General features: G+C 68.1%; 20 protein-coding genes and 1 pseudogene. 7 read left to right on the forward strand and 14 right to left on the reverse strand.

Annotation, left to right across the window (positions count from 1 at the left end; genetic code table 11):
* Positions 1-603: 603 nt before the first annotated feature.
* A complete protein-coding gene (locus OHA30_RS05405; RefSeq protein ID WP_328912648.1) occupies positions 604-1,530 on the reverse strand; it encodes a LysR family transcriptional regulator in 927 nt (308 codons plus the stop codon).
* A gap of 112 nt (positions 1,531-1,642) precedes the next feature.
* On the opposite strand from OHA30_RS05405, the gene OHA30_RS05410 reads away from it, so the two are divergent.
* Together OHA30_RS05410 and OHA30_RS05415 are read left to right on the forward strand one after the other, a co-directional pair.
* A complete protein-coding gene (locus OHA30_RS05410) occupies positions 1,643-2,482 on the forward strand; it encodes an inositol monophosphatase family protein (RefSeq protein WP_328912649.1) in 840 nt (279 codons plus the stop codon).
* Positions 2,483-2,611: 129 nt separating this feature from the next.
* Positions 2,612-3,238, forward strand: a complete 627-nt coding sequence (locus OHA30_RS05415) for an NAD(P)-dependent oxidoreductase (protein WP_328912650.1) — start codon at positions 2,612-2,614, stop codon at positions 3,236-3,238.
* Between the two features lie 171 nt (positions 3,239-3,409).
* Here the strand turns inward: OHA30_RS05415 and OHA30_RS05420 are convergent, their stop codons facing one another.
* The 4 genes from OHA30_RS05420 to OHA30_RS05435 all read right to left on the reverse strand — a co-directional run bounded on the left by OHA30_RS05420 (position 3,410) and on the right by OHA30_RS05435 (position 5,423).
* Positions 3,410-3,646 (reverse strand): DUF4253 domain-containing protein, encoded by a 237-nt coding sequence (locus OHA30_RS05420; protein ID WP_328917737.1) that lies wholly within the window; start codon positions 3,644-3,646, stop codon positions 3,410-3,412.
* 103 nt (positions 3,647-3,749) lie between these two features.
* Positions 3,750-4,631 (reverse strand): methionyl-tRNA formyltransferase, encoded by an 882-nt coding sequence (locus OHA30_RS05425; protein WP_328912651.1) that lies wholly within the window; start codon positions 4,629-4,631, stop codon positions 3,750-3,752.
* 62 nt (positions 4,632-4,693) lie between these two features.
* Positions 4,694-5,221 carry a DUF6879 family protein gene (locus OHA30_RS05430; RefSeq protein ID WP_328912652.1) on the reverse strand — a complete coding sequence of 176 codons (528 nt, stop codon included), beginning with the start codon at positions 5,219-5,221 and terminating at the stop codon, positions 4,694-4,696.
* Positions 5,208-5,423: a hypothetical protein gene (locus OHA30_RS05435; RefSeq protein WP_328912653.1), complete on the reverse strand. Its 216-nt coding sequence runs from the start codon at positions 5,421-5,423 to the stop codon at positions 5,208-5,210. Before OHA30_RS05435 ends, OHA30_RS05430 begins: the two co-directional genes overlap by 14 nt.
* 458 nt (positions 5,424-5,881) lie before the next feature.
* On the opposite strand from OHA30_RS05435, the gene OHA30_RS05440 reads away from it, so the two are divergent.
* Positions 5,882-8,113, forward strand: coding sequence for an ATP-binding protein (locus OHA30_RS05440; RefSeq protein WP_328912654.1), 2,232 nt, complete (start codon positions 5,882-5,884; stop codon positions 8,111-8,113).
* A 534-nt stretch (positions 8,114-8,647) separates the two neighbouring features.
* On the opposite strand, the gene OHA30_RS05445 is transcribed toward OHA30_RS05440, so the two are convergent.
* The 4 genes from OHA30_RS05445 to OHA30_RS05460 all read right to left on the reverse strand — a co-directional run bounded on the left by OHA30_RS05445 (position 8,648) and on the right by OHA30_RS05460 (position 11,884).
* Positions 8,648-9,031, reverse strand: coding sequence for a hypothetical protein (locus tag OHA30_RS05445; RefSeq protein ID WP_328912655.1), 384 nt, complete (start codon positions 9,029-9,031; stop codon positions 8,648-8,650).
* A gap of 102 nt (positions 9,032-9,133) precedes the next feature.
* Positions 9,134-9,769 carry a hypothetical protein gene (locus OHA30_RS05450; protein WP_328912656.1) on the reverse strand — a complete coding sequence of 212 codons (636 nt, stop codon included), beginning with the start codon at positions 9,767-9,769 and terminating at the stop codon, positions 9,134-9,136.
* A gap of 329 nt (positions 9,770-10,098) precedes the next feature.
* Positions 10,099-10,644, reverse strand: coding sequence for a Uma2 family endonuclease (locus tag OHA30_RS05455; protein ID WP_328912657.1), 546 nt, complete (start codon positions 10,642-10,644; stop codon positions 10,099-10,101).
* A 328-nt stretch (positions 10,645-10,972) separates the two neighbouring features.
* Entirely contained in the window at positions 10,973-11,884 is a 912-nt protein-coding gene (locus OHA30_RS05460; protein ID WP_328912658.1) for a LysR family transcriptional regulator, read from the reverse strand.
* Between the two features lie 267 nt (positions 11,885-12,151).
* On the opposite strand from OHA30_RS05460, the gene OHA30_RS05465 reads away from it, so the two are divergent.
* The 4 genes from OHA30_RS05465 (at position 12,152) to OHA30_RS05480 (ending at position 15,304) form a co-directional block, all read left to right on the forward strand.
* Positions 12,152-12,784, forward strand: coding sequence for an NADPH-dependent F420 reductase (locus OHA30_RS05465; protein WP_328917738.1), 633 nt, complete (start codon positions 12,152-12,154; stop codon positions 12,782-12,784).
* Between the two features lie 92 nt (positions 12,785-12,876).
* Positions 12,877-13,815 carry an SDR family oxidoreductase gene (locus OHA30_RS05470; protein WP_328912659.1) on the forward strand — a complete coding sequence of 313 codons (939 nt, stop codon included), beginning with the start codon at positions 12,877-12,879 and terminating at the stop codon, positions 13,813-13,815.
* Positions 13,816-13,893: 78 nt separating this feature from the next.
* Positions 13,894-14,553: an NADPH-dependent F420 reductase gene (locus OHA30_RS05475; RefSeq protein ID WP_328917739.1), complete on the forward strand. Its 660-nt coding sequence runs from the start codon at positions 13,894-13,896 to the stop codon at positions 14,551-14,553.
* Between the two features lie 94 nt (positions 14,554-14,647).
* Positions 14,648-15,304: an O-methyltransferase gene (locus tag OHA30_RS05480; protein WP_328912660.1), complete on the forward strand. Its 657-nt coding sequence runs from the start codon at positions 14,648-14,650 to the stop codon at positions 15,302-15,304.
* A 345-nt stretch (positions 15,305-15,649) separates the two neighbouring features.
* On the opposite strand, the gene OHA30_RS05485 is transcribed toward OHA30_RS05480, so the two are convergent.
* From OHA30_RS05485 to OHA30_RS05505, 5 genes and pseudogenes are all read right to left on the reverse strand, one after another.
* Complete coding sequence (locus tag OHA30_RS05485; RefSeq protein ID WP_328912661.1) at positions 15,650-15,859, reverse strand: DUF397 domain-containing protein; 210 nt, start codon at positions 15,857-15,859, stop codon at positions 15,650-15,652.
* Between the two features lie 64 nt (positions 15,860-15,923).
* Positions 15,924-16,130, reverse strand: a complete 207-nt coding sequence (locus tag OHA30_RS05490; RefSeq protein ID WP_328912662.1) for a DUF397 domain-containing protein — start codon at positions 16,128-16,130, stop codon at positions 15,924-15,926.
* A 49-nt stretch (positions 16,131-16,179) separates the two neighbouring features.
* Positions 16,180-16,921 (reverse strand): annotated as a pseudogene (locus tag OHA30_RS05495) (5-formyltetrahydrofolate cyclo-ligase).
* A 125-nt stretch (positions 16,922-17,046) separates the two neighbouring features.
* Positions 17,047-17,253 carry a DUF397 domain-containing protein gene (locus OHA30_RS05500; RefSeq protein WP_328912663.1) on the reverse strand — a complete coding sequence of 69 codons (207 nt, stop codon included), beginning with the start codon at positions 17,251-17,253 and terminating at the stop codon, positions 17,047-17,049.
* Positions 17,246-18,133 (reverse strand): helix-turn-helix domain-containing protein, encoded by an 888-nt coding sequence (locus OHA30_RS05505; protein WP_328912664.1) that lies wholly within the window; start codon positions 18,131-18,133, stop codon positions 17,246-17,248. Before OHA30_RS05505 ends, OHA30_RS05500 begins: the two co-directional genes overlap by 8 nt.
* Between the last annotated feature and the right edge of the window lie 214 nt (positions 18,134-18,347).

Here is an 18,347-nt window from a genome sequence, read left to right on the forward strand (position 1 = left end):
CGTACCGCCCGGCGGACAACGGGCGCCGCACCCCGGAAGGTGCGGCGCCCTGGGCCCGTCCGCACGCCGGCTCCCGAGGGAACCGTCGCGTCAAGCCGGAGCGGGCCCTCCTCACGGCCGGCGGGGCGAACCCTTTCCCGCCGGGCGAGGAGCTGATGCGAACCCGGTTCAGCGGCGGTCGACATGACAGCCGCTCAGGTCCCGGACGGGGTGTCCGCCCGCCGAGTACAACGGCTGACGCCCCGCCAAGTACCGGGCGAATATGCCCCGATCCCGACCGGCCCACTCCCCCGTGCCCGTTACGACCGCGCGCGCCACCCCTAGGGGAGACGATCGCGGCCGCGCGGACGAGCGTGCTGTCATACGATCTGCTGTGCGACTCGGCGCTGCCACCTGCCGAATCCCCGAACTCATCCACGTTGCACCATATTTCCCACGCTTCATGACGTAAAGCCCCTACCCCTGCCTCGACTTACGGGGATTGGGCCTGGTGAGCGCGGGTGGGGCCACCGAGACGTTTGTTCACGAGCCCCCGCACGTGGCCGCGGTGGCGGTCCGGGCTCAGGCCCGGGCTCGGGGTGACCGTTCCCGCCGTGGGCGGGGTCAGCGGTTTCCGGGCTCGTCCGCCGGGGGGCGGCAGACCGCTCGCAGGACCGTACGGGCCTGGTCGCGCAGCCAGAGGTGCGCGCGATCGCCGTCGTAGCGCTGGTGCCACACCAGGTTGATCGGGATGGCGGGCAGGTCGAGGGGCAACGGCAGCGCGCGCAGGCCGAGATCGCCGAACGCGGGCCGGCTGACGGCTTCGGGGACCGCGACCACCAGGTCGCTGCCGCGGACGAGTTGCAGCGCCGTGGCCCCGGTGGGCGCCGCGGCGATGACACGTCGCCGCAGGCCCCGGGCGTGCAGCGCGTCGTCGAGGGGGTCGCTCAGCCGGCCTCGGCGCGAGACGGTGACGTGCTCGGCGGCCGCGTACCGGTCCAGGGTGAGCGGCCCCTCCGTCAGCGGATGACCGGCGCGGACCACGACGACCAGCCGGTCGTGGCCGACCGTCTCGTGGCGGATCTCGGGCAGCGCCGGCTCCGCGGAACCGGCTTCGAGGTCGGCCTCACCGCGCCGCAGATCCTGGGTGTCCGTGCTCGACTCGGCCATGAAACGCAGCTGGACCCCGGGCGCCTGCGCGTGGACGGCGGTGAGCAGTGCGGGGCCGCACGCGTTCGCCAGGGAGTCGTGCCATTTGAGGGTGAAGGTGCGCTCCAGGGTCGCCAGGTCGACGTCCCGGTCCCGGGACAGCACCGACTGGGCCTGGTGCACAAGGCCGTGCACCTCCTCGCGGATGGCGACGGCGTGCGGCGTCGGCGTCATCGTCCGCCCGGTGCGCACCAGAATCTGGTCGCCTGTCGTCCGCCGGATACGGCCCAGGGTCCGGCTCATCGCGGGCGCGGACACATGCAGCCGGGCGGCGGCGCCTGTCACGCTGCCCTCCTCCAGCAACGCGTCGAGCGCGGTCAGCAGATTCAGATCCAGTTGCATACAGGTAATCCTAGGCGTAACAAGCCTGCACTTGTCGTTATCTGCCCGTCGACCTACCTTCGAAAGCGGGTGGTGAAACGCCACGCGAATCCGCAGTCCGAAGGAGCACGCCATGTCCGAGACGTACCTGAACACCTCCGCCGGCCTTCCCGCGGCCTCCGCCGGGGACGACGCGCTGCTGGTCCTGACCGTCGACGCCGTCCGCACGGCCGGCGCGCTCCTGCGCGAGCGCTTCTCCCGCGACGCCCGCCCTGGCGACCCCGGCGAGATCGTCACCGAGATCCACGCCAACGACGACGCCGTGCTGGACGTCCTCAAGGCGCCGCTGCTCGCGGCCCGGCCGGGTTCCGGATGGGTCGAGGACGAGCTGGCGAGCGGGGCGCTGCCGCCGGGCGAGTGGTGGATCACCGACCCCGCCGAGGGCAACATCAACCACATCCACGGCATGAACGAGTGGGCGGTGACCGCCACCCTCGTCCGCGACAACGTGCCCGTACTGACCGTCGTCCACCTCCCGCTGACCGGCGACACGTACACCGCGCTGGCCGGCCGGGGCGCCCACCTGAACGGGCGGCCGCTGCGGCCCTCGGCGAAGACGACGCTGAAGGCGGCCCTCGTGGGCACCGGCCAGGCCCGGCCGGGCGAGGACGAGGCGACCTTCCGCCGGATCGGCGCGTCCGTCACCGCGATGCTGATCGGCGCCCTGGTCGTACGGGTCTCGGTGCCGGCCACCTTGCAGCTCATCCAGGTCGCGGCCGGGCGGACGGACGTCTTCTGGCAGTTCTCCGACGTGCGGTCGGGGCTGCTGGCCGGGGCGCTGCTGGTCGCGGAGTCGGGCGGGACGGTCACGGACACGCACGGGGAGCCGTGGAGCCTCACCAGCCGGGACTTCCTGGCCGCCGCGCCCGGGGTCCACGCCGAGGCCGTCGACGTCCTGTCCGCGCTGGGCTGAGGCCGCTCCCCCGCTTCCCCGCTCTCCCGCTCTCGCGCGTCCGGGTGGCCGCGCGCCGCTCGCCGCTCGCCGCTCGCCGGCGGGTTCGACGCCCGCCGGCGCCACCTCTACCTACCTCTGGAGAACACCGTGAAGATCGCCGTACTCGGTTCCACCGGACAGACCGGCCGCCTGCTGGTCGCCCAGGCCCTCGCGAGGGGCCACGAGGTCACCGCCCTGGCCCGTACGCCCGACCGGCTCACCGGACTCACCGGTGACGCCCTGCGTACGGTCCGTGCGGACGTGGCCGAACCGTCCACCGTCCTGGCCGCCGTCGAAGGCGCCGACGTCGTCGTCAGCGGCCTGGGCATCACCAAGAAGCAGGACCCGAGCGTCCTCGTCGAGGGGGCCCGCCTGATCGCCTCGGCGGCCCCCCGGGTGATCTGGCTCAGCTCGCTCGGCATGGGCGAGACCCAGGGCGCGCTGGGCAGGGTGAACGGCGCGCTGCTCAAGCGGCTGCTGCGCCACGAGTGGGACGCGAAGGGGGTGTCCGGGGAGGCGGTCCGCGCGGCCGGGGGGACGGTCGTGTACGCCGGGCCGCTGACCAACCGGCCCTACGCGGGCGGCGGGCGGCTCGTGCCCGCCGGGGAGTTCGCGCCGCGGCTGATCCCGCCGGCGGCGCCGCGGGCGGGGGTCGCCGCGCTCATGCTGGGCGAGGCGGAGGAGCCGTGGATCGGGGCCGCGGCGGCGGTGGCGCTGTTCGACCGCCGCGGGTAGCGCTCCGCGCGGCGGGTGCGGGGGTACGGCGGCCCGACCGTCGGCCCCGGCCCGACCGGACCGCTTAACGCTCTTAAACCCCCGCCCGCGTCTGGCGGGACGACCTGCGCCTACGTGTTCTCCCGCCTCGGGGCGACGCCCTTGACGCGCGACGGGAGGCCCCCTGGGGGGTCAGTCCCACCAGAAGCTCCACACCGTCCGGTGGAGCAGACCGTCGGCGTACTCCTCGAACGTGTCCGGGCTCTGCTCGACGGCGTCCGGGCAGACGAGACAGTGCTCCAGGGCGAGCCGCCGCGCCTCGCCTTTGCTGTCCGGCCGGGCGGCGACCGAGACGAAGGCCCTGGCGTGGCCGAGGCCGACAAGCCGGGCACCGAACCGCTCCTCCCAGGAACGCAGTACGGCGGACAGTTGAGCGCGGGGCCTGACAGCTCAAGGCGCCCCCCGATCGGCATACCGGCCGACACCGCGTGGTGCGCCTATGTGCTCGACCTCCACATCTCGGCCTCGGGGGCTATCGAGTTGAGTCTTCGTACGCCGGCGGCTGCCCGGGTTCGGATTCGAGTAGCCAGAGAGGGCGTCCGTCGCCACAAACAATCCGGGGCCCGTCGGCAGCTTCGAGACTCGTGCGGATGATGTGCAGCCATTCGCCGCCCTCAACCCGTGCGAGCGGGTGGGTGGTGGATCGCATGTAGCGGTGCGTTCTGACCTGATTGTGGATATCGCGTGCGCTGTCGGACCAGTTGACCACGGAGAAGTCGTCTTCCATGAATCCCGCGTAGGTAGCCGCATCAGCATCCTGTGTCTCACCGGCGTAGCCGTCGGCGGCCAGGTCGAGGGACTTCCTCAGCAGGTCGTGGATGACGGGCAACGCGTCGTCGCAGTAGTTCTTCCAAGTGATGTCGTCAGCGAGGGGGATGCCGTCCCGCTGCGCGAGGATGTTTCCTGTGTCGAACTCTTCGTCCATCCAGTGCACTGTTACCCCACCGGTCGTGTCGCCGTTGCGGATCGCCCAGAGCATTGGGGCGGGTCCGCGGTATTTCGGCAGCATGGAGACGTGGATGTTCATCATGCCGAGCCGTGGGATCGCCAGGACGGCCCGCGGGATCTTCCATGCGAAACCGAACACGATCACCAGGTCGAGGTGGTAGCTCTCCAAGGCGCCGGCGAGTCCGTCCATGCTCCCGGGCAGCAGCAGGTCCATCCCCGGTGGGACGGCGTCGAGGATCTCCGCGGTTGTCTCTGGGGCATCGCTGAGATTCGGGCCGCCGGATCGGAGGGACCGGCCGTAGAAGTAGGCGACCGGGAGATGTCCGGCGTCTGTGCAGGCTGCGTGGATCGTGGCGAATTCGGCGGGACCGGAGGAGATCACGCCGATCCTCAGGGCTTGTGGCAAGCTCCCATCCTCATCTTGGGTGGTCTGGATTCACGATGGCGGGCGGCTACACCCCGGTCCGCTCAGGTCAGCTTGTACTCGCTGTGGGGAATGCCCAGCTTCCATGCCTCTTCGAACGCGTCAGCGCAGCGTGTTGCCACGTCGGGATCTGTGTTCAGCTCGTTGCCGACCCAGCCCCCGTCTCCGGTGAAGTGGTTGAACAGCACTGTCCGGCCATCGAAGATCCAGCAGTCGTTGCCGGGCAGCGACAGCGTGGAGGCCCGAGTGCGCGGCAGCCAGCGCACGTCTTCGCCCGCGGCAATGTTCTGCGGCGTCCCGTCATGCTCGAATCGGATGTACTCGGTAACGGGCTCGGAGACGATGCGCGCTCTGCGCAGCTTCACGCCCCGTGCCGCGGTGGCCCTCATGAGGTCGAGCCAGCCGGCTTTGCTCTCGGCGTCCTGCGCGGGTCCCCAGTCACCGGCCCGCCATTTCTCGATGTCGGACTGCTCTTCCTGTACCGCGTAACTGTCGCGCATTTCCAGGTGGCTGGCGGACTCGCGGCAGGCGTTGAACAACCGCGCCCAGCCATCTGCGTCAAGAGACTCCACGTGCACCGTCCTTCGGTAAGTAGTCGAACAGGGACGCGGGGACGCGTACGACCGTCTCGCCGGCAGGAATCTTCATCTGTTCCAGGTCGGACGGTTCGTCGATGACGTAGCCCTGCACGATGAAGTCGCCGCTCTCCGCGTCCCTGTACAGCCGCGGGGAACCGCCCTGACCTGTGGAACCGCCGACGAACTCTATCTTCATGATCGAACCTCGCGTCTCGACGTCACTCCGGGCAGGAACATGGCGCAGAACGCCTGACGGCGCTGCGATGGCGCATTGGGCGCATCGAGCACCGCACTCGTCCACCGACTGCTGCGGCTTGATCCGGTATTGCAGAGACGGAGGAGGTGTGTTGCTATCGCCAAGAGCGATGTTAGCCAGTGAGCTGACCCGGAAAACCCCGTTCGGAGGATGTCGGGGTGTCCGCCTCAGGTTCGCGCCAATGGGGAGAAGGTCACTTGACGGGGGAACCGAACGGTCGGAGCGGCGCGCCGGTGCCACCGGGGTATCACGTGACACATTCCGACATGTCCGGTTCCGCGGGCAGCGTGGTGCAGGCCCGGGACATTGGCGGGGGCGTCCACTTCCACTCCTCCCACCTCGCTGCCGGGCCCCGCCCGGGGCAGCTTCCGGGAGAGGCGCGGGGATTCGTCAACCGCGTGCAGGAACTGGAGAGTCTCGACGCCGCGGTAGCGAGTCCCGTCGGCGGGGAAGCGGGCCCGCTGCGGCTCGCATTGATCGTCGGCACGGCCGGCGTGGGCAAGACATCGCTGGCGGTCCGCTGGGCGCACCAGGTCAGGGACCGCTTTCCTGATGGTCAGTTGTATGTCAACCTTCACGGTTACGATCCAGGACCGCCGGTCGCCGCAACGGATGTACTCGTACGGTTCCTGCGCGCCCTGGACATCCCGCTGGAACGCATTCCCAACGGCGAGGAGCCGCGGGCGGAGCTCTTTCGCTCGTCCATGGCCGAACGTCGTATCCTCATGCTCTTGGACAACGCCGCCACGGCAGGACAGATCCGTCCGCTGCTGCCCGGGGCCCCGAACTGCCTGGTGGTCATTACCAGTCGCACCCGCATGTCGGGACTGGTGGCACGGGAAGGGGCACATCGCGTGAGCCTGGAGACTCTCTCACAGAACGCCTCGGTTCAGTTGCTCCGCACCGTCCTCGCCGCATACCGCACCAGCGACGATGACGAGGAACTCGCCGAGTTGGCCCGCCTGTGCGCCCGGCTGCCACTGGCGTTACGCATCGTGGCGGAGCGCGCCGCCGCCCGGCCACGGATGCCTCTGCGCGACCTCATCACGGACCTGCGCGACGAGTCCGGCCTCTGGGACGCACTGTCGTCCGAAGACGAACAGGGCCCAGAACAAACAGACGCGGTTCGAACCGTATTCGCATGGTCCTACCGTTCGCTCGCTCCCCAGGCAGCACGCATGTTCCGGCTGCTGGGGCTCCATCCCGGACCGGACTTCAGCCTCGACGCGGCTGCCGCCCTCGCGGCGGTTCCTCCCGTCACGGCACGGCGACAGCTCGACACCCTGGCCGGCGCACACCTTCTGGAAGAGAGCGGACACCACCGCTACCAATTCCACGACCTCCTGCGCGCGTACGCTCTCGACCAGGCCCAGACCGAGGAACCCGCGGAAGACCGGCACGCCGCCCTGGAACGCCTCCTCGGCTGGTACCTGCACGCCGCGGCGGCAGCCGCCCAGGTCGGATCAAGCGCCTACACGCTGCCCGTCACACTGCAGCACCTGCCCGACAACGTGAACGCAGCCACCTTCGAAGACGGCAGAGCGGCCATCGCCTGGTACGAGACCGAACGAACCAACCTCGTTGCCGCAGTCCAGGCGGCGTGGACCAGCGGAATGGACCGCATCGCCTGGCAGATTCCCGCCGCCCTCACCATGATCATCGCCGATCGTGAGCCCGCCGACGCATGGCTCCCCGCTCAGCAGATGGCGCTTGAAGCGGCACGGCGGGCAGATGACCGATACGGAGAAGCGATCACGCTCGACAATCTGGGCATCGCCTACCGCCATCTGTTCCAGCTCCCACAGGCAGAAGAACACTTCAGCGGGGCTCTGACGGTATTCCACGGCCTTGGCGACACGTTCGGCAAGGCGCGGGCCGCGAACGGCCTCGGCGTCACGCACATGTTCGCGCACCACCCCGACCGGGCCGCGGTCCGCTTCGAGGAGGCCCTGCACCTGGTGCGCGAACTCGGCAACCAGCTCTACACCGGCGCCTTCACGCGCAACTTAGGCTGGGCGCTCCTGGAGCGAGGTGACGTCGACCGGGCGGAAACAGTGCTGCGCCAAGCAGCAGACATGCTGTCCGGAGCCGGGGAGTCCCTGGAACAGGCGGAGGCGCTCACCCTCCTCGCCGCGGTGTACAGGCGCTCGCACCGTTTCGACGCGGCCGACGCAGCGGCCGAGCAGGCGTTGGCCATCGCCGGCGAATCCGATGCCACCCTCTTCGAAGCGCTCGCCCTGCTCGAACTCGGCCGCAACGCCGTGGCACGGCCGGAAGCCGGCGAAGCGTTGAGCCACCTCCAACAGGCAGCAGCCCTCTTCCAACGAGTCGGCCGCCCCGATCTCCAAGCCACCACGTGGGACGTAACCGGCGAGGCATACTTCCGGCTCGGGCGTACCGAGGACGCCGCCGGCTTTCACCGCCAGGCCGCCACCGCACATCGCAGCCGCGGCGACCGGTGGTCGCTCGCAACCGCCCTCGCCCACCTCGCAGACGCTCTGGTCCAGGAGGGAAACCTCCTCGAAGCGCAGGAGCACCGCCGCGAGGCAGTCCAACTCCTTGCGGACTTCACCGGACCCGAGGCCGAAGCCAAACGCACCCACCTGGAAGCAGGAATCCACCCGGAATAGCGCTCCTTTCCCTCGTGGCACCGATCCCGCGGGGAATCGGCGGGTACCCGCACGAGGAGCCGCAGGCGCCATCCTTCGCCGGAGATCGACTTCGCCGGGCCTGCCGGCGGCCACCCGGATGATGGCGGACAGAGGGGCCGACGGGGTCAACCCGGATGCACATCCCCGTGGATGTTGCCCGCCTGAATGACCACCTGCCGGAACTTCCCGCCGTTAATAGTGTTATGGACTGGGCCCGCAGTCTGACTGCCCTCCGCGATGAGCTCCCGGAGCGCGGCCGACGCGGAGGGTCCTCGCGAAGCAGCTGACGCAGCCTGATCCGCCAGACCGCCTCAAGGTCGGCGATCATCGTCGGGTCGCCTTCATCCCGTGCCGCTGTCACGTCCCGGCGTTCCGATTCCCTCTCGGCCTCGACATGATTTGTGTCCTCCTGCGTTGCGCTGCCTCGCCGCAGGAACAGTCCGTCAATTCGGCTTACGTCAAGGCTCCTTGGGGTTGTCCCTGGCCCGCCCGACTATGGCCACGGTAGATGTGTCACCGTATCGGCGCAGCGGCGACGAGCAGTTGCGCCAGGTGCTGCACGATCGTGGACTTCGCGGCGCCGCTCGGCCCGTCGACGCCGGCGAACAGGCCCCGTTGGCGGTCAGAAAAGGGTCGGAGGCTCATCGTGTCGCCCCCTCCCTGTCTCTGGCCGCGCAGTTCATCCAGGCTGGCCGCTTTGGTGGCGAGCAGCACGAACAGCCGGGCGGCGACCAGCGCGTCATACGTCGCCCGGTGCGGCCGGAGGCCCTCCGGCAGGCCATCGGCCAGGTTGAACGCCTCAACCAAGCTGCCGAGCCGGTAGCTGTCCATCCCCGGCACCAACCGGCGGGCCGGCTTCAAGGTGTCAAACACCTCAGGAGGCTCCCAGCCGGTCATCTCGCTTCTCCTCGCCCTTCCCTCCGATGTCGGCACGACCATGCCGACTCGCGTCATGCGGTTCGGCTGATCCGGGATCTTCGGAAGATCCGCCAGGACTTCTCAGAGTCGCTTCCCTGACACGCCGGCTTCCGCGCGCTCCTCGGTCCGGCTCCGCCGGGTGCGCCAGCCCCACGCTGTGTGCCCGACGAGAGCGACAGCGGAAATGACGGCAACAACGCGAATCGCGTTCCAGGTCATGGAGAACGTCATCCCTTGCGCGTCAGCCTCTGTGTTCAATCGCTGCGTGGCCTCGAAGAAGGCGATCAATGGAACAAGCAGACGGAACAGAAGGCCGCCCACGCAGGGCGTTCGCGCTACGTTCCCCACGAGCCCCACAGGCGCGCCGAAAACGAAAGCCGCTGATCCCCACACGAGAACTTTCCCCTCGCCGGAGCCATGATATTCTATTCCGGCCGGAACGGAGGTGGCAGCTTCCATTCCAGCCGGAACGGTGGGATACATATCCTTAAAAAGGTAGTACGTGACTACGCCGACGGCCAGCCCAAAAGACGACAGCAACGCTGATTCGATTTTGGATCGGCGGAAACAACCCACCAAGAATGCATAACAGGCCCACGGCCAACCGCTGGAAAACACAATACCAACGGCGACACAGGCGGGATTGTCCCATTTCTCGAAAACGGGGCCCACCAGGCCAAGTAACAAACCCGCCCCGAGGGCCACAGCGACCGGCACGAAACGAACACACGTCAAGCGTATGATTTCTCTTCCCCGTTCAGCGAGTAAGCCAGAGCCGGAGGTGGCGCCACCCTGCGGATGCGCGATCGATAGCCTTGACAATCGCCTCAGCCTTCTCGACCTGCGTCTCCGGCGGTAGACGATCCGAAGCTATGCCGGCAAGGGCGGTCTTGAGAGCAGTGACGGTCCGCTCAGGGCGCGGGATCAGCTCTTCAGCGCGGTGTCCCGGCCGCGCAGTCACCTCTCCTCCGCGCAGTTGGGCCGACACTACGCTTCACGCCGCCGGTCCCTCAGTTTGAGGGCAATGGACGAGCCGGCGCCGTGCGTCAGTGGGCGTCCGCGTTGGGCCAGGGCAGCTCGTCCAGGTCGAGCGTGTAGGTCCGCCCGTCGGCCAGCTCGATGGGCAGCTTGCCCGAACCGTACTTGTGCGTGTGCGCCGCGATGTAGCCGGAGCCGGTGGGCTGGGTGTGGACGACGACCTCCCCGACGTACGGATCCACCACCACGTAGACCGGAATGCCGTAGCGGCCGTACTTCCCTGTGCAGTCGTCGTAGTCCTTGCGCGCGGAGGAGACCGACACCACCTCGGCGATGAGCAACACGTCCTCGAAGCCGTAGCGCTTGCCCTGCCGCTCGGCGTCCTCCCGCATGATCGCGAAATCGGGAGCGGAGTTCTCGTCGGCCGGGAAGTCGATGTAGACGTCGGAGATGACCTTCGCGTGCCGGCCGAGGGCCAGGGAGTCGATCTGCATCGACCTGATGGTGCTGGAGTGCTCTTCGCTCTGCGGAGTCATGACCACCTTCCCGTCGGTACCGAAGAAGACCACGTACCCCGTGGGGAACTCGGTGTGCATGACCGCGTCAATACTCATCATCAGCTCCTTCCCGTCGCCCCTCAGCATATGGTGCCCCGGGCCCCGCGCAGGGCGGACACTGTGAGTGTCAGCCGTGATGCAGGCAGTCGACCCACCTCCCACGGCACCATCCCTGCGGGCCGGTGCTCTGTGGTGTCGACGCCGGCGGCAGGCGACGAGCCGCGTCCGCAGCACGTACTTCCGGTCGGTCTCAGGTGCTTCGGGGCCCCTCAGAGCAACTGCCGGCCGAAGAACGGAACCGGCTCAGAGGTCAGCCGCAACAGCACCACCCCATCAGGCCACTTCACTCCGCCAGCGCATGATGAACGGGGGTCGGTCGAACTGCTCAAGCGCGCCTTGAGACGGCATCGCCTCCGAGCTGCCACATCTCGTAGTTCCCACATTCTGCCGTGATCTCGGCCGCCGACCGAGCCGCAGTGACGAAGTCGTCTACTACCGGCGAGGTGTGAGATGCCGCCACCGCAAGGCACACCTGGTCGGGCGCCAGATCCGGGATGGGCACATAGACGACGTCCGGATGCGAGTAGAACACGGACGCCGAACGGGCCAGGAAGGAGATGCCCCGGCCGGCCGCGACATGCTCGAGCGTCTCGTCCACCCCGCGCACCGGGTACCCGGCATTGGGGAGCGGGCGCTTGGTGGGCTGTGTGCTCGGGTCACCGTGCCAGACCAGCGGTTCGCCGGCCAGGTCGGCCTCGGTGACCTCCTTCTTGCCGGCGAACCGGTGTCCGGCGGGCAGTACCGCTACCCGCGGCTCGGTGTACAGCGGGGTGACGCGCAGGCCGGCCTCGTCGATGGGCAGCCGCACGTAGCCGACGTCGATACGGCCGTCGAGCAGCATCGCAGCCTGGTCGTCCCCTTCGATCCGCTGCATGTCCACGACCACGTCCGGGTGCCGGTCCTCGAACGCACGGGCCGCCGGGGTGACGGCAACGCCGGCCCGGAAACCGACCATCAGCCGCCGCTTGCCGCCGGCGGCCGCGGACACCCGGCGGCGGATCGCGTGGGTCGAGGCGAGCAGCGGACCGGCGTCGGCCAGCAGTTGCCGGCCCGCATCCGTCAGCTCCACGCCGTGGCGATCCCTGGTGAACAGCGAGGCGCCGAGATCCTGCTCGAGCGCACGGATCTGCCGGCTGAGCACCGGCTGCGCGATGTGCAGCTCATCGGCGGCGCGGCCGAAGTGCAACTGGTCGGCCACAGCGACGAAATAACGCAGTTTGCGCAGGTCCAGATCCATGGCGCCCCCAGTTGGTGATGCCTCCAGAGTATCACCACGGCTGAAAGAAGTATTGGACGCCCACTCAGGCCAATGGCAATCTGAATATGTACCTGATGGTCCGAGCGAATTCGGCACAAGAATTCGACATCGGAGGGCCCAGGACCAGAATTGGCGCATCAGGAGTTGAACGCCCCCATCGCGTCATTCGACGGCGTCGACGACACAACCGTTAACAACGACGAGGCGGGCATGTCGTCCTGTCCAGCTCCAGAAAGCAGGAACTCCATGAGCAGCATCAGCATTATCGGCCTGGGGAACGTGGCCCGCGCCCTGGCCGCCCGGGCGCTCGCCGGCGGCAACGCAGTCGAGATCATCGGCCGCGACCCGGCCAAGGCCAAGGAATTGGCCGCCGCGCTCGGTGGCGCCACTGTCGGGACGGCCGGCACCGCCCCGGCCGGGGACATCGTCGTCCTCGCCGTGCCGTACTCCGGCGCGACGGCGGTGGTGAGGGAGTACGGGGACGCGCTGCGAGGCAAGATCATCGTTGACATCACCAACCCCGTAGCCCCCGACTTGCAGGGCTTCGTCGTCCCCGACGACAGTTCCGGCGCACAGGAGATCGCCAAGGCGGCTCCGGATGACGCGCATGTCGTCAAGGCGTTCAACACTGTGTTCTCCCACGTTCTGGCGGCCGGCCCGGCCGAGGATCGCCCTCTGGACGTGTTCATCGCCGGCGACGACGCGCAGGCGAAGGCACGCGTGTCGGCGTTCGTCGAGAGCCTGGGGCTGCGCCCCTGGGACACCGGGGAACTGTTCATGGCGCGGGCACTGGAGAACGTCGGCCTGCTGGAGCTGGGCCTCATGAACCACTCCGTCAGGCACACCGATTTCTCCCTCGGCATCACCCTTCTCGGCTGAGCACACCCCTTACCCCTGCCTTTCGTGCCGCGTCACGCCAGTTCACTCGCGGCAGGAAAAGGCCCCGCACCTACCCTCACAAGGACAGTCAGATGCACGTATTCGTCGCTGGAGGGACCGGCCATTCCGGTTCGTACATCATCCCCGAGCTCATCGCCGCCGGACACGAGGTCACCGGCCTGGCCCGGTCGGACGCTTCCGCAGCGGCCCTGTCCGCGCTCGGCGCGAAGGTACGTCGCGGCGACATCCAGGATCTCGACGGGCTCAAGGAGGCAGCCTCGGCCTCCGATGGCGTCATCCACGTGGCCCACAGGCAGGATCTGCTGCCCTCCGGTGGGATGGACGCCGTGGCCGCCGCGGAGTTGCCGATCATGCTCGCGTACGGCGAGGCACTGGCGGGAACGGGAAAGCCGCTGGTCACGGCGGGGAGCATTGGCTCGCCCGGGCAGCACCTGGGCCGGCCGGCCACCGAGGAGGACCCGGCCCTCCCCGCCGGCGAGGAGCACCAAGGCACCCTGCGGGTCCGCAACGTCGTGGAAAGGGCCGTGGTCGACCTCGCCGAGCAGGGGGTGCGGTCTTCGGTCGTGCGGGTCGCCAACATCGCGCACAGCACGACCGATCGTGCCGGCTTCCTCCCCACGCTGATCGCGCTCGCGAAGGAAAAGGGGTTCGTCGGCTACCACGGCGACGGCGCGAACCTCTGGAACGCCGTGCACATCCGCGATGCCGCCACCTTGTTCCGCCTGGCGCTGGAGAAGGGGTCAGCCGGCAGATACTGGCACGCGGTCGGGGACGGGGCTATCCCGTTCCGCGAGATCGCCGGGGCCATCGCCGGCCGTCTGGGCCTGCCCGCCGTGAGCGTTCCCAACGATTCCCTGCTGACGCCGGGGTACTTCGGGTTCCTCACGAATATCGTCACGCAGAGCTACCCGGCGTCCAACCTCATCACCCGCCGGACCCTCGGTTGGGAACCCGCCCAGCCCGGCCTGCTCGCCGATATGGACAACGGCCACTATTTCCCCGCCGGCTGACGGCGGGAACCGGGATCGAAACGAGCCCGGCAAACGGCAAGTCCGGCTCTTCTGAAGGACGTTGAGATAGTGACGACTGTGGGATTCATCGGAAGCGGAAGCATCGGCAGGACCCTCGCGCGGCTCGCTGTCGAGGCCGGGCACCAGGTGGTGCTCAGCAACTCGCGCGGTCCCGAGACGCTCGTGGACACGGCCAAGGAACTGGGGGCGCGGGCGTCCGCGGCGACGAGCGAAGAGGCCGCGGCGGCCGGTGACATCGTCGTGGTCACGGTGCCGGTCAGCGCCTTCCCCCACGTGCCCGCCGCGCCACTGGCCGGGAAGACGGTCATCGACACCTGCAACTACGGCCCCGAGCGTGACGGGCACATCCCCGAGCTCGACAGCAATTCCCTCACCTCAAGCGAGCTGCTCCTGCGGTACGTCCCCGACGCCCTGCTCGTAAAGGCGTTCAACAACATCTTCTTCAAGCACCTGCTGTCACTCGCCCGCCCGGCAGGGGTGGCCGACCGCTCCTACCTGCCGATCGCCGGAGACTCCGCTTCGGCGAAGGCGGCGGTGACCGAATTCATCGACTCCACCGGCTACAGCGTGGTAGACGCGGGAACGCTGGGCGACAGCTGGCGGCAGGCGACGGGCACGCCGGTGTGGGGAACCCCGTACGGGCCGTACTCGAACGAGAAGGGCCAGCCGGCCGGCGAGGACGCCATTCGCGCGGCACTGGGCACCGCGACGCGGTAACCGTCGGCAGTTGGGCGACCGGCCCTGGCAGATGCCGGAAGGGCGCCGCCAGGGCACATTCGACCGCCGTCGGCGGGCCGATAGGATCTTGGGTATGACGTTGCGACCTACTCCGTTGTCGGACGAACTCTTCGACTACCTCGTCGCGCAGGGATCTTCGCCCGATGCGGTACAGGCCGGGCTGATCGCCGAGACCGCCACCCTCGGGCACGAAGCACGCCTGCAGATCTCACCGGACGAGGGCACGTTCCTGACCTTGCTGACCAAGCTGATGGGAGCCAGGACGGCGCTGGAGGTCGGTACCTTCACCGGATACTCCGCCCTGGCCATCGTCCGGGGCCTGGCAGCGGGTGGGCGGTTGACCTGCTGTGACATCAGCGAAGAATGGACCCGGATCGCCCGCCGGTACTGGGACGCCGCCGGCGTCGGCGACCGGATCGACCTGCGGCTGGGCCCGGCACTGGACACGCTGCGGTCCATGCCCGCCGAGCCCGCCTACGACCTGGCGTTCATCGACGCCGACTACCTGAACTACACCGCCTATTGGGAGGAAGTCGTACCCCGGGTCAGGTCCGGTGGCGCCATCCTGGTCGACAACGTCCTCTACCACGCCCGGGTGATCGACCCGGACGACACCGCCGACACCACCCGAGCGGTACGGGAACTCAACGAACGCATCCGCACCGACGATCGTGTCGAGGCGACCATGATCGCCATCGCCGACGGACTCACCCTCGCCCGCAAGAAATAGTCCTCCCACGTGAGCCGACCCGCCGAACCAGAAGACACACTCAACCTGCCCATGCGGCAGCGGCCGTTCGGCGCGGACCGGAGCGCGGAGGCGAGGACCGGTCGGCCTGAACCCCTACGCCGAGTCCCCTGAACCGATCTCCTCCGGCGCCCCGCCGCCGTCGACGAGGCGACGCCACACGCGGTCCTGGACCGCCTGCTTGGCCCGGTCGATATCGCTCACGCACCTACTCGTTCCGGGTCATGCCCACCAGGGCGGTCCGCAGTGCGACCGATGTTTGGACACAGCAGCGCCCGACCTGGATTGCCGGTCGGGCGCTGGTGGTGGTGCGTGGTCTGCGCATGGTTACGACGCGTTGAACTCGCCATCGGCCAGGCTCTTGACGAAGAAGCTGAAATCGCGGTGGGAGAAGATGAGGGACGGGCCGGCGGGATGCTTGGAGTCACGTACCGCCACGACTCCCGGCAGGTTGTCCGCTACTTCGACGCATTCGCCGTTTTGCCCGCTGTACCTACTCTTGCGCCAGGCCGCCCCGAACAGATCCGATGCACTCATCCCCGTACCTCCCCCCCGCGCAGCGCAGTGTCTCCGCCGCCGGTTGTGCGCAGCGTGCTTGCCGCTACTGCACGTTGAACGCCTCTGCCTGGACGCCCGCCACGAACTCTGTCCACTTGTCAGCATCGAAGAACAGCACGGTGCCGCCCTGGTTCTTGCTGTCGCGCATGGCGACGGCTTCACCCATGAACGCCACCTCGACGCACGCGCCGTTTTGCTGGCTGTACCTACTCTTGCGCCAGGCCGCCCCGGACAGATCCGGTGCACTCATGCCCGTACCCCCTCCCGCTCAGCGCAGCGTTTCTGCCGCTGCAACAAGCCTAGTCCGGCCCGCAGTTCTTTACAGCTGTGCGTGCCGCGGCTGCCAATGCCGGGATTGCCGCGATCTTCTCCGCGGTCAGGTCCGTCCAGACGAGTCCGCGCGGTCGGCGCCGGTTGGTGCAGGTGATCACCTCTTCCGGTGTGACGATGTAGTCCACGCTGAAGTCGTGCTCCGTCTCCGGGATGTCTTCCCCGATCACCTGGAGACCGTGAACCGGCGCGACGATCACCGTCTCGTCGGTGACGAGACCCGCCTCAATCAGCAGCGCGACTTCGAGGTCGGAGTACCCCGCGCCCTTGCCGATGCGCGCGCCCGACCGGTTCACCGCGACACTGCCGCACACCACGATGTCGATAGGTCGCATGGACTCGACCCCGAGCCGGCGGCCGTGCTGGACGGCCCCTCTCTTCTCGGCAGCATCCACCGGCGGAACCGTGAGAGTCGCCGGATCGAGGGCGAGGAACGGTTCGAGGCTCGCCATCCTGGGCACAGCGACGTAGAGGAACTTACCGTCCTCCAGAGCACGGACGCGCACCGGAAGCTGCGCCCAGTCCGGATTGGCCTTGACGGTCTTCGCCCGTTGCCACACGGGCAGTTCGACCAGCCGCCCCGCCGTCCGCCCGTTGCCGTAGAAGCCGGGAATCTTGACGTACGAGTCCTCCGGCGCCCCGCCACCGTCGATGAGGCGACCGCCACACGCGGTCACGGACAGCCTGCTTGGCCCGGTCGATATCGCTCACGTACCCACCCGTTCCGGAGCACGGCCATCAGGAGAACTCGCCCAAGACGACCCGTTTTCGAGTCCGACAGCGCCCGACCCCGCTCACCGGTCGGGCGCTGCTGGTACGGCCTAGCCTGTGCGTGGTTACGACGCGTTGAACTCGCCGTCACCGACGCTGCGAACGAACGCGCTGAACTCCTGGGGGGCGAACAGCAGGGCAGGGCCGTCGGGGTCCTTGCTGTCGCGCATGGCGACGGCGCCGCTCACGAACGCCACCTCCACGCATGCTCCTTGGTCGTTGCTGTAGCTCGACTTGAACCAGCTTGCGTTGGCCAGATCGCCGTTACTCACTCCGCCACTCCTTTACAGCGTCGGCGATGAACTTCCTGCTTGCAGCTTCGTTCAGCGACGAACTCTTGATGTTGTTGAACGCCTGCTCATAGCGGTCCACCTCGTGCGGCTTGTCGAGGTAGAGCGCTCCGGCGAAGCCCTCGATGTAGATGGTGGTCGGCTCGACCGGCATCCCCGTGCCGTTGATCGGGAACTCCAGCATAGTGAAGGGCCCGGACATGACTCCGTAGTGCATGCCCTGCACAAACGGCACCACCCGCACCGCCAGGTTGGGCAGTTCGCCCACCTCCAAGAGGTGGGTAAGTTGGTCGGTCATGATCTTCGGGTTGCCGATCGGACGCCGAAGCACGGCCTCGTTCAGTACCACTCCCACGCCGGGGGGATCGGTCACGCGGGTGAGCAGCGCCTGACGCTCGATTCGGAGCTGAACGCGCCGTTCCACCTCCTCTTCACTAGCGCCGGAGGCAGCTGTTGTGATCAACGTCCGGACGTACTCGTCCGTCTGAAGAAGCCCCGGCACCAGCTCCGACTCGTAGATGGACAGCGCTGTGGCTGCCTCCTCCAGGCTGATGTACACGTCCAACCACGCCGGGATGACATCGCCGTAGCTGTGCCACCATCCCTTCGCCTTGGTCTCCTTGGCCAGCGCCATGAGCGCGGTCGTCAGGTCGCTGCCCGCCCCGTAGACACGGCCCATGGTCTCGACGTCGTGGCTGCGAAGGGACGTTTGACCCGTCTCGATGCGCCAGATTTTTGCCTCCGACCACTCCAGGGTTTCCGCTGCCGCCTTGACCGTCATCCGCGCCTTGTTACGCAACTCGCGCAAGTAGCGACCCAGCTGACGCCGGGGAACGGTCGAACCGGTCACGCTCTCGGCCATCCGGTACCTCCTTCATTTTGCTGGCACGTTCTCACTCGCTATGCAAGTACACGATGACTTAACTTGCAATGCTATTCACTCTCAAGGGGTCATCGCACAATGAAACCTTGCACATTCGAAGGCCCCGGTGCTTGGCTCATTTCACGCCGGGTCGGTGGCGCAAGCCCCTCGCCCGCCCGTCGTTCGCCCACCATGCCGACACCAGGAAAGGCGG

The organism is Streptomyces sp. NBC_00223 (assembly GCF_036199905.1).
Taxonomy (GTDB): domain Bacteria; phylum Actinomycetota; class Actinomycetes; order Streptomycetales; family Streptomycetaceae; genus Actinacidiphila.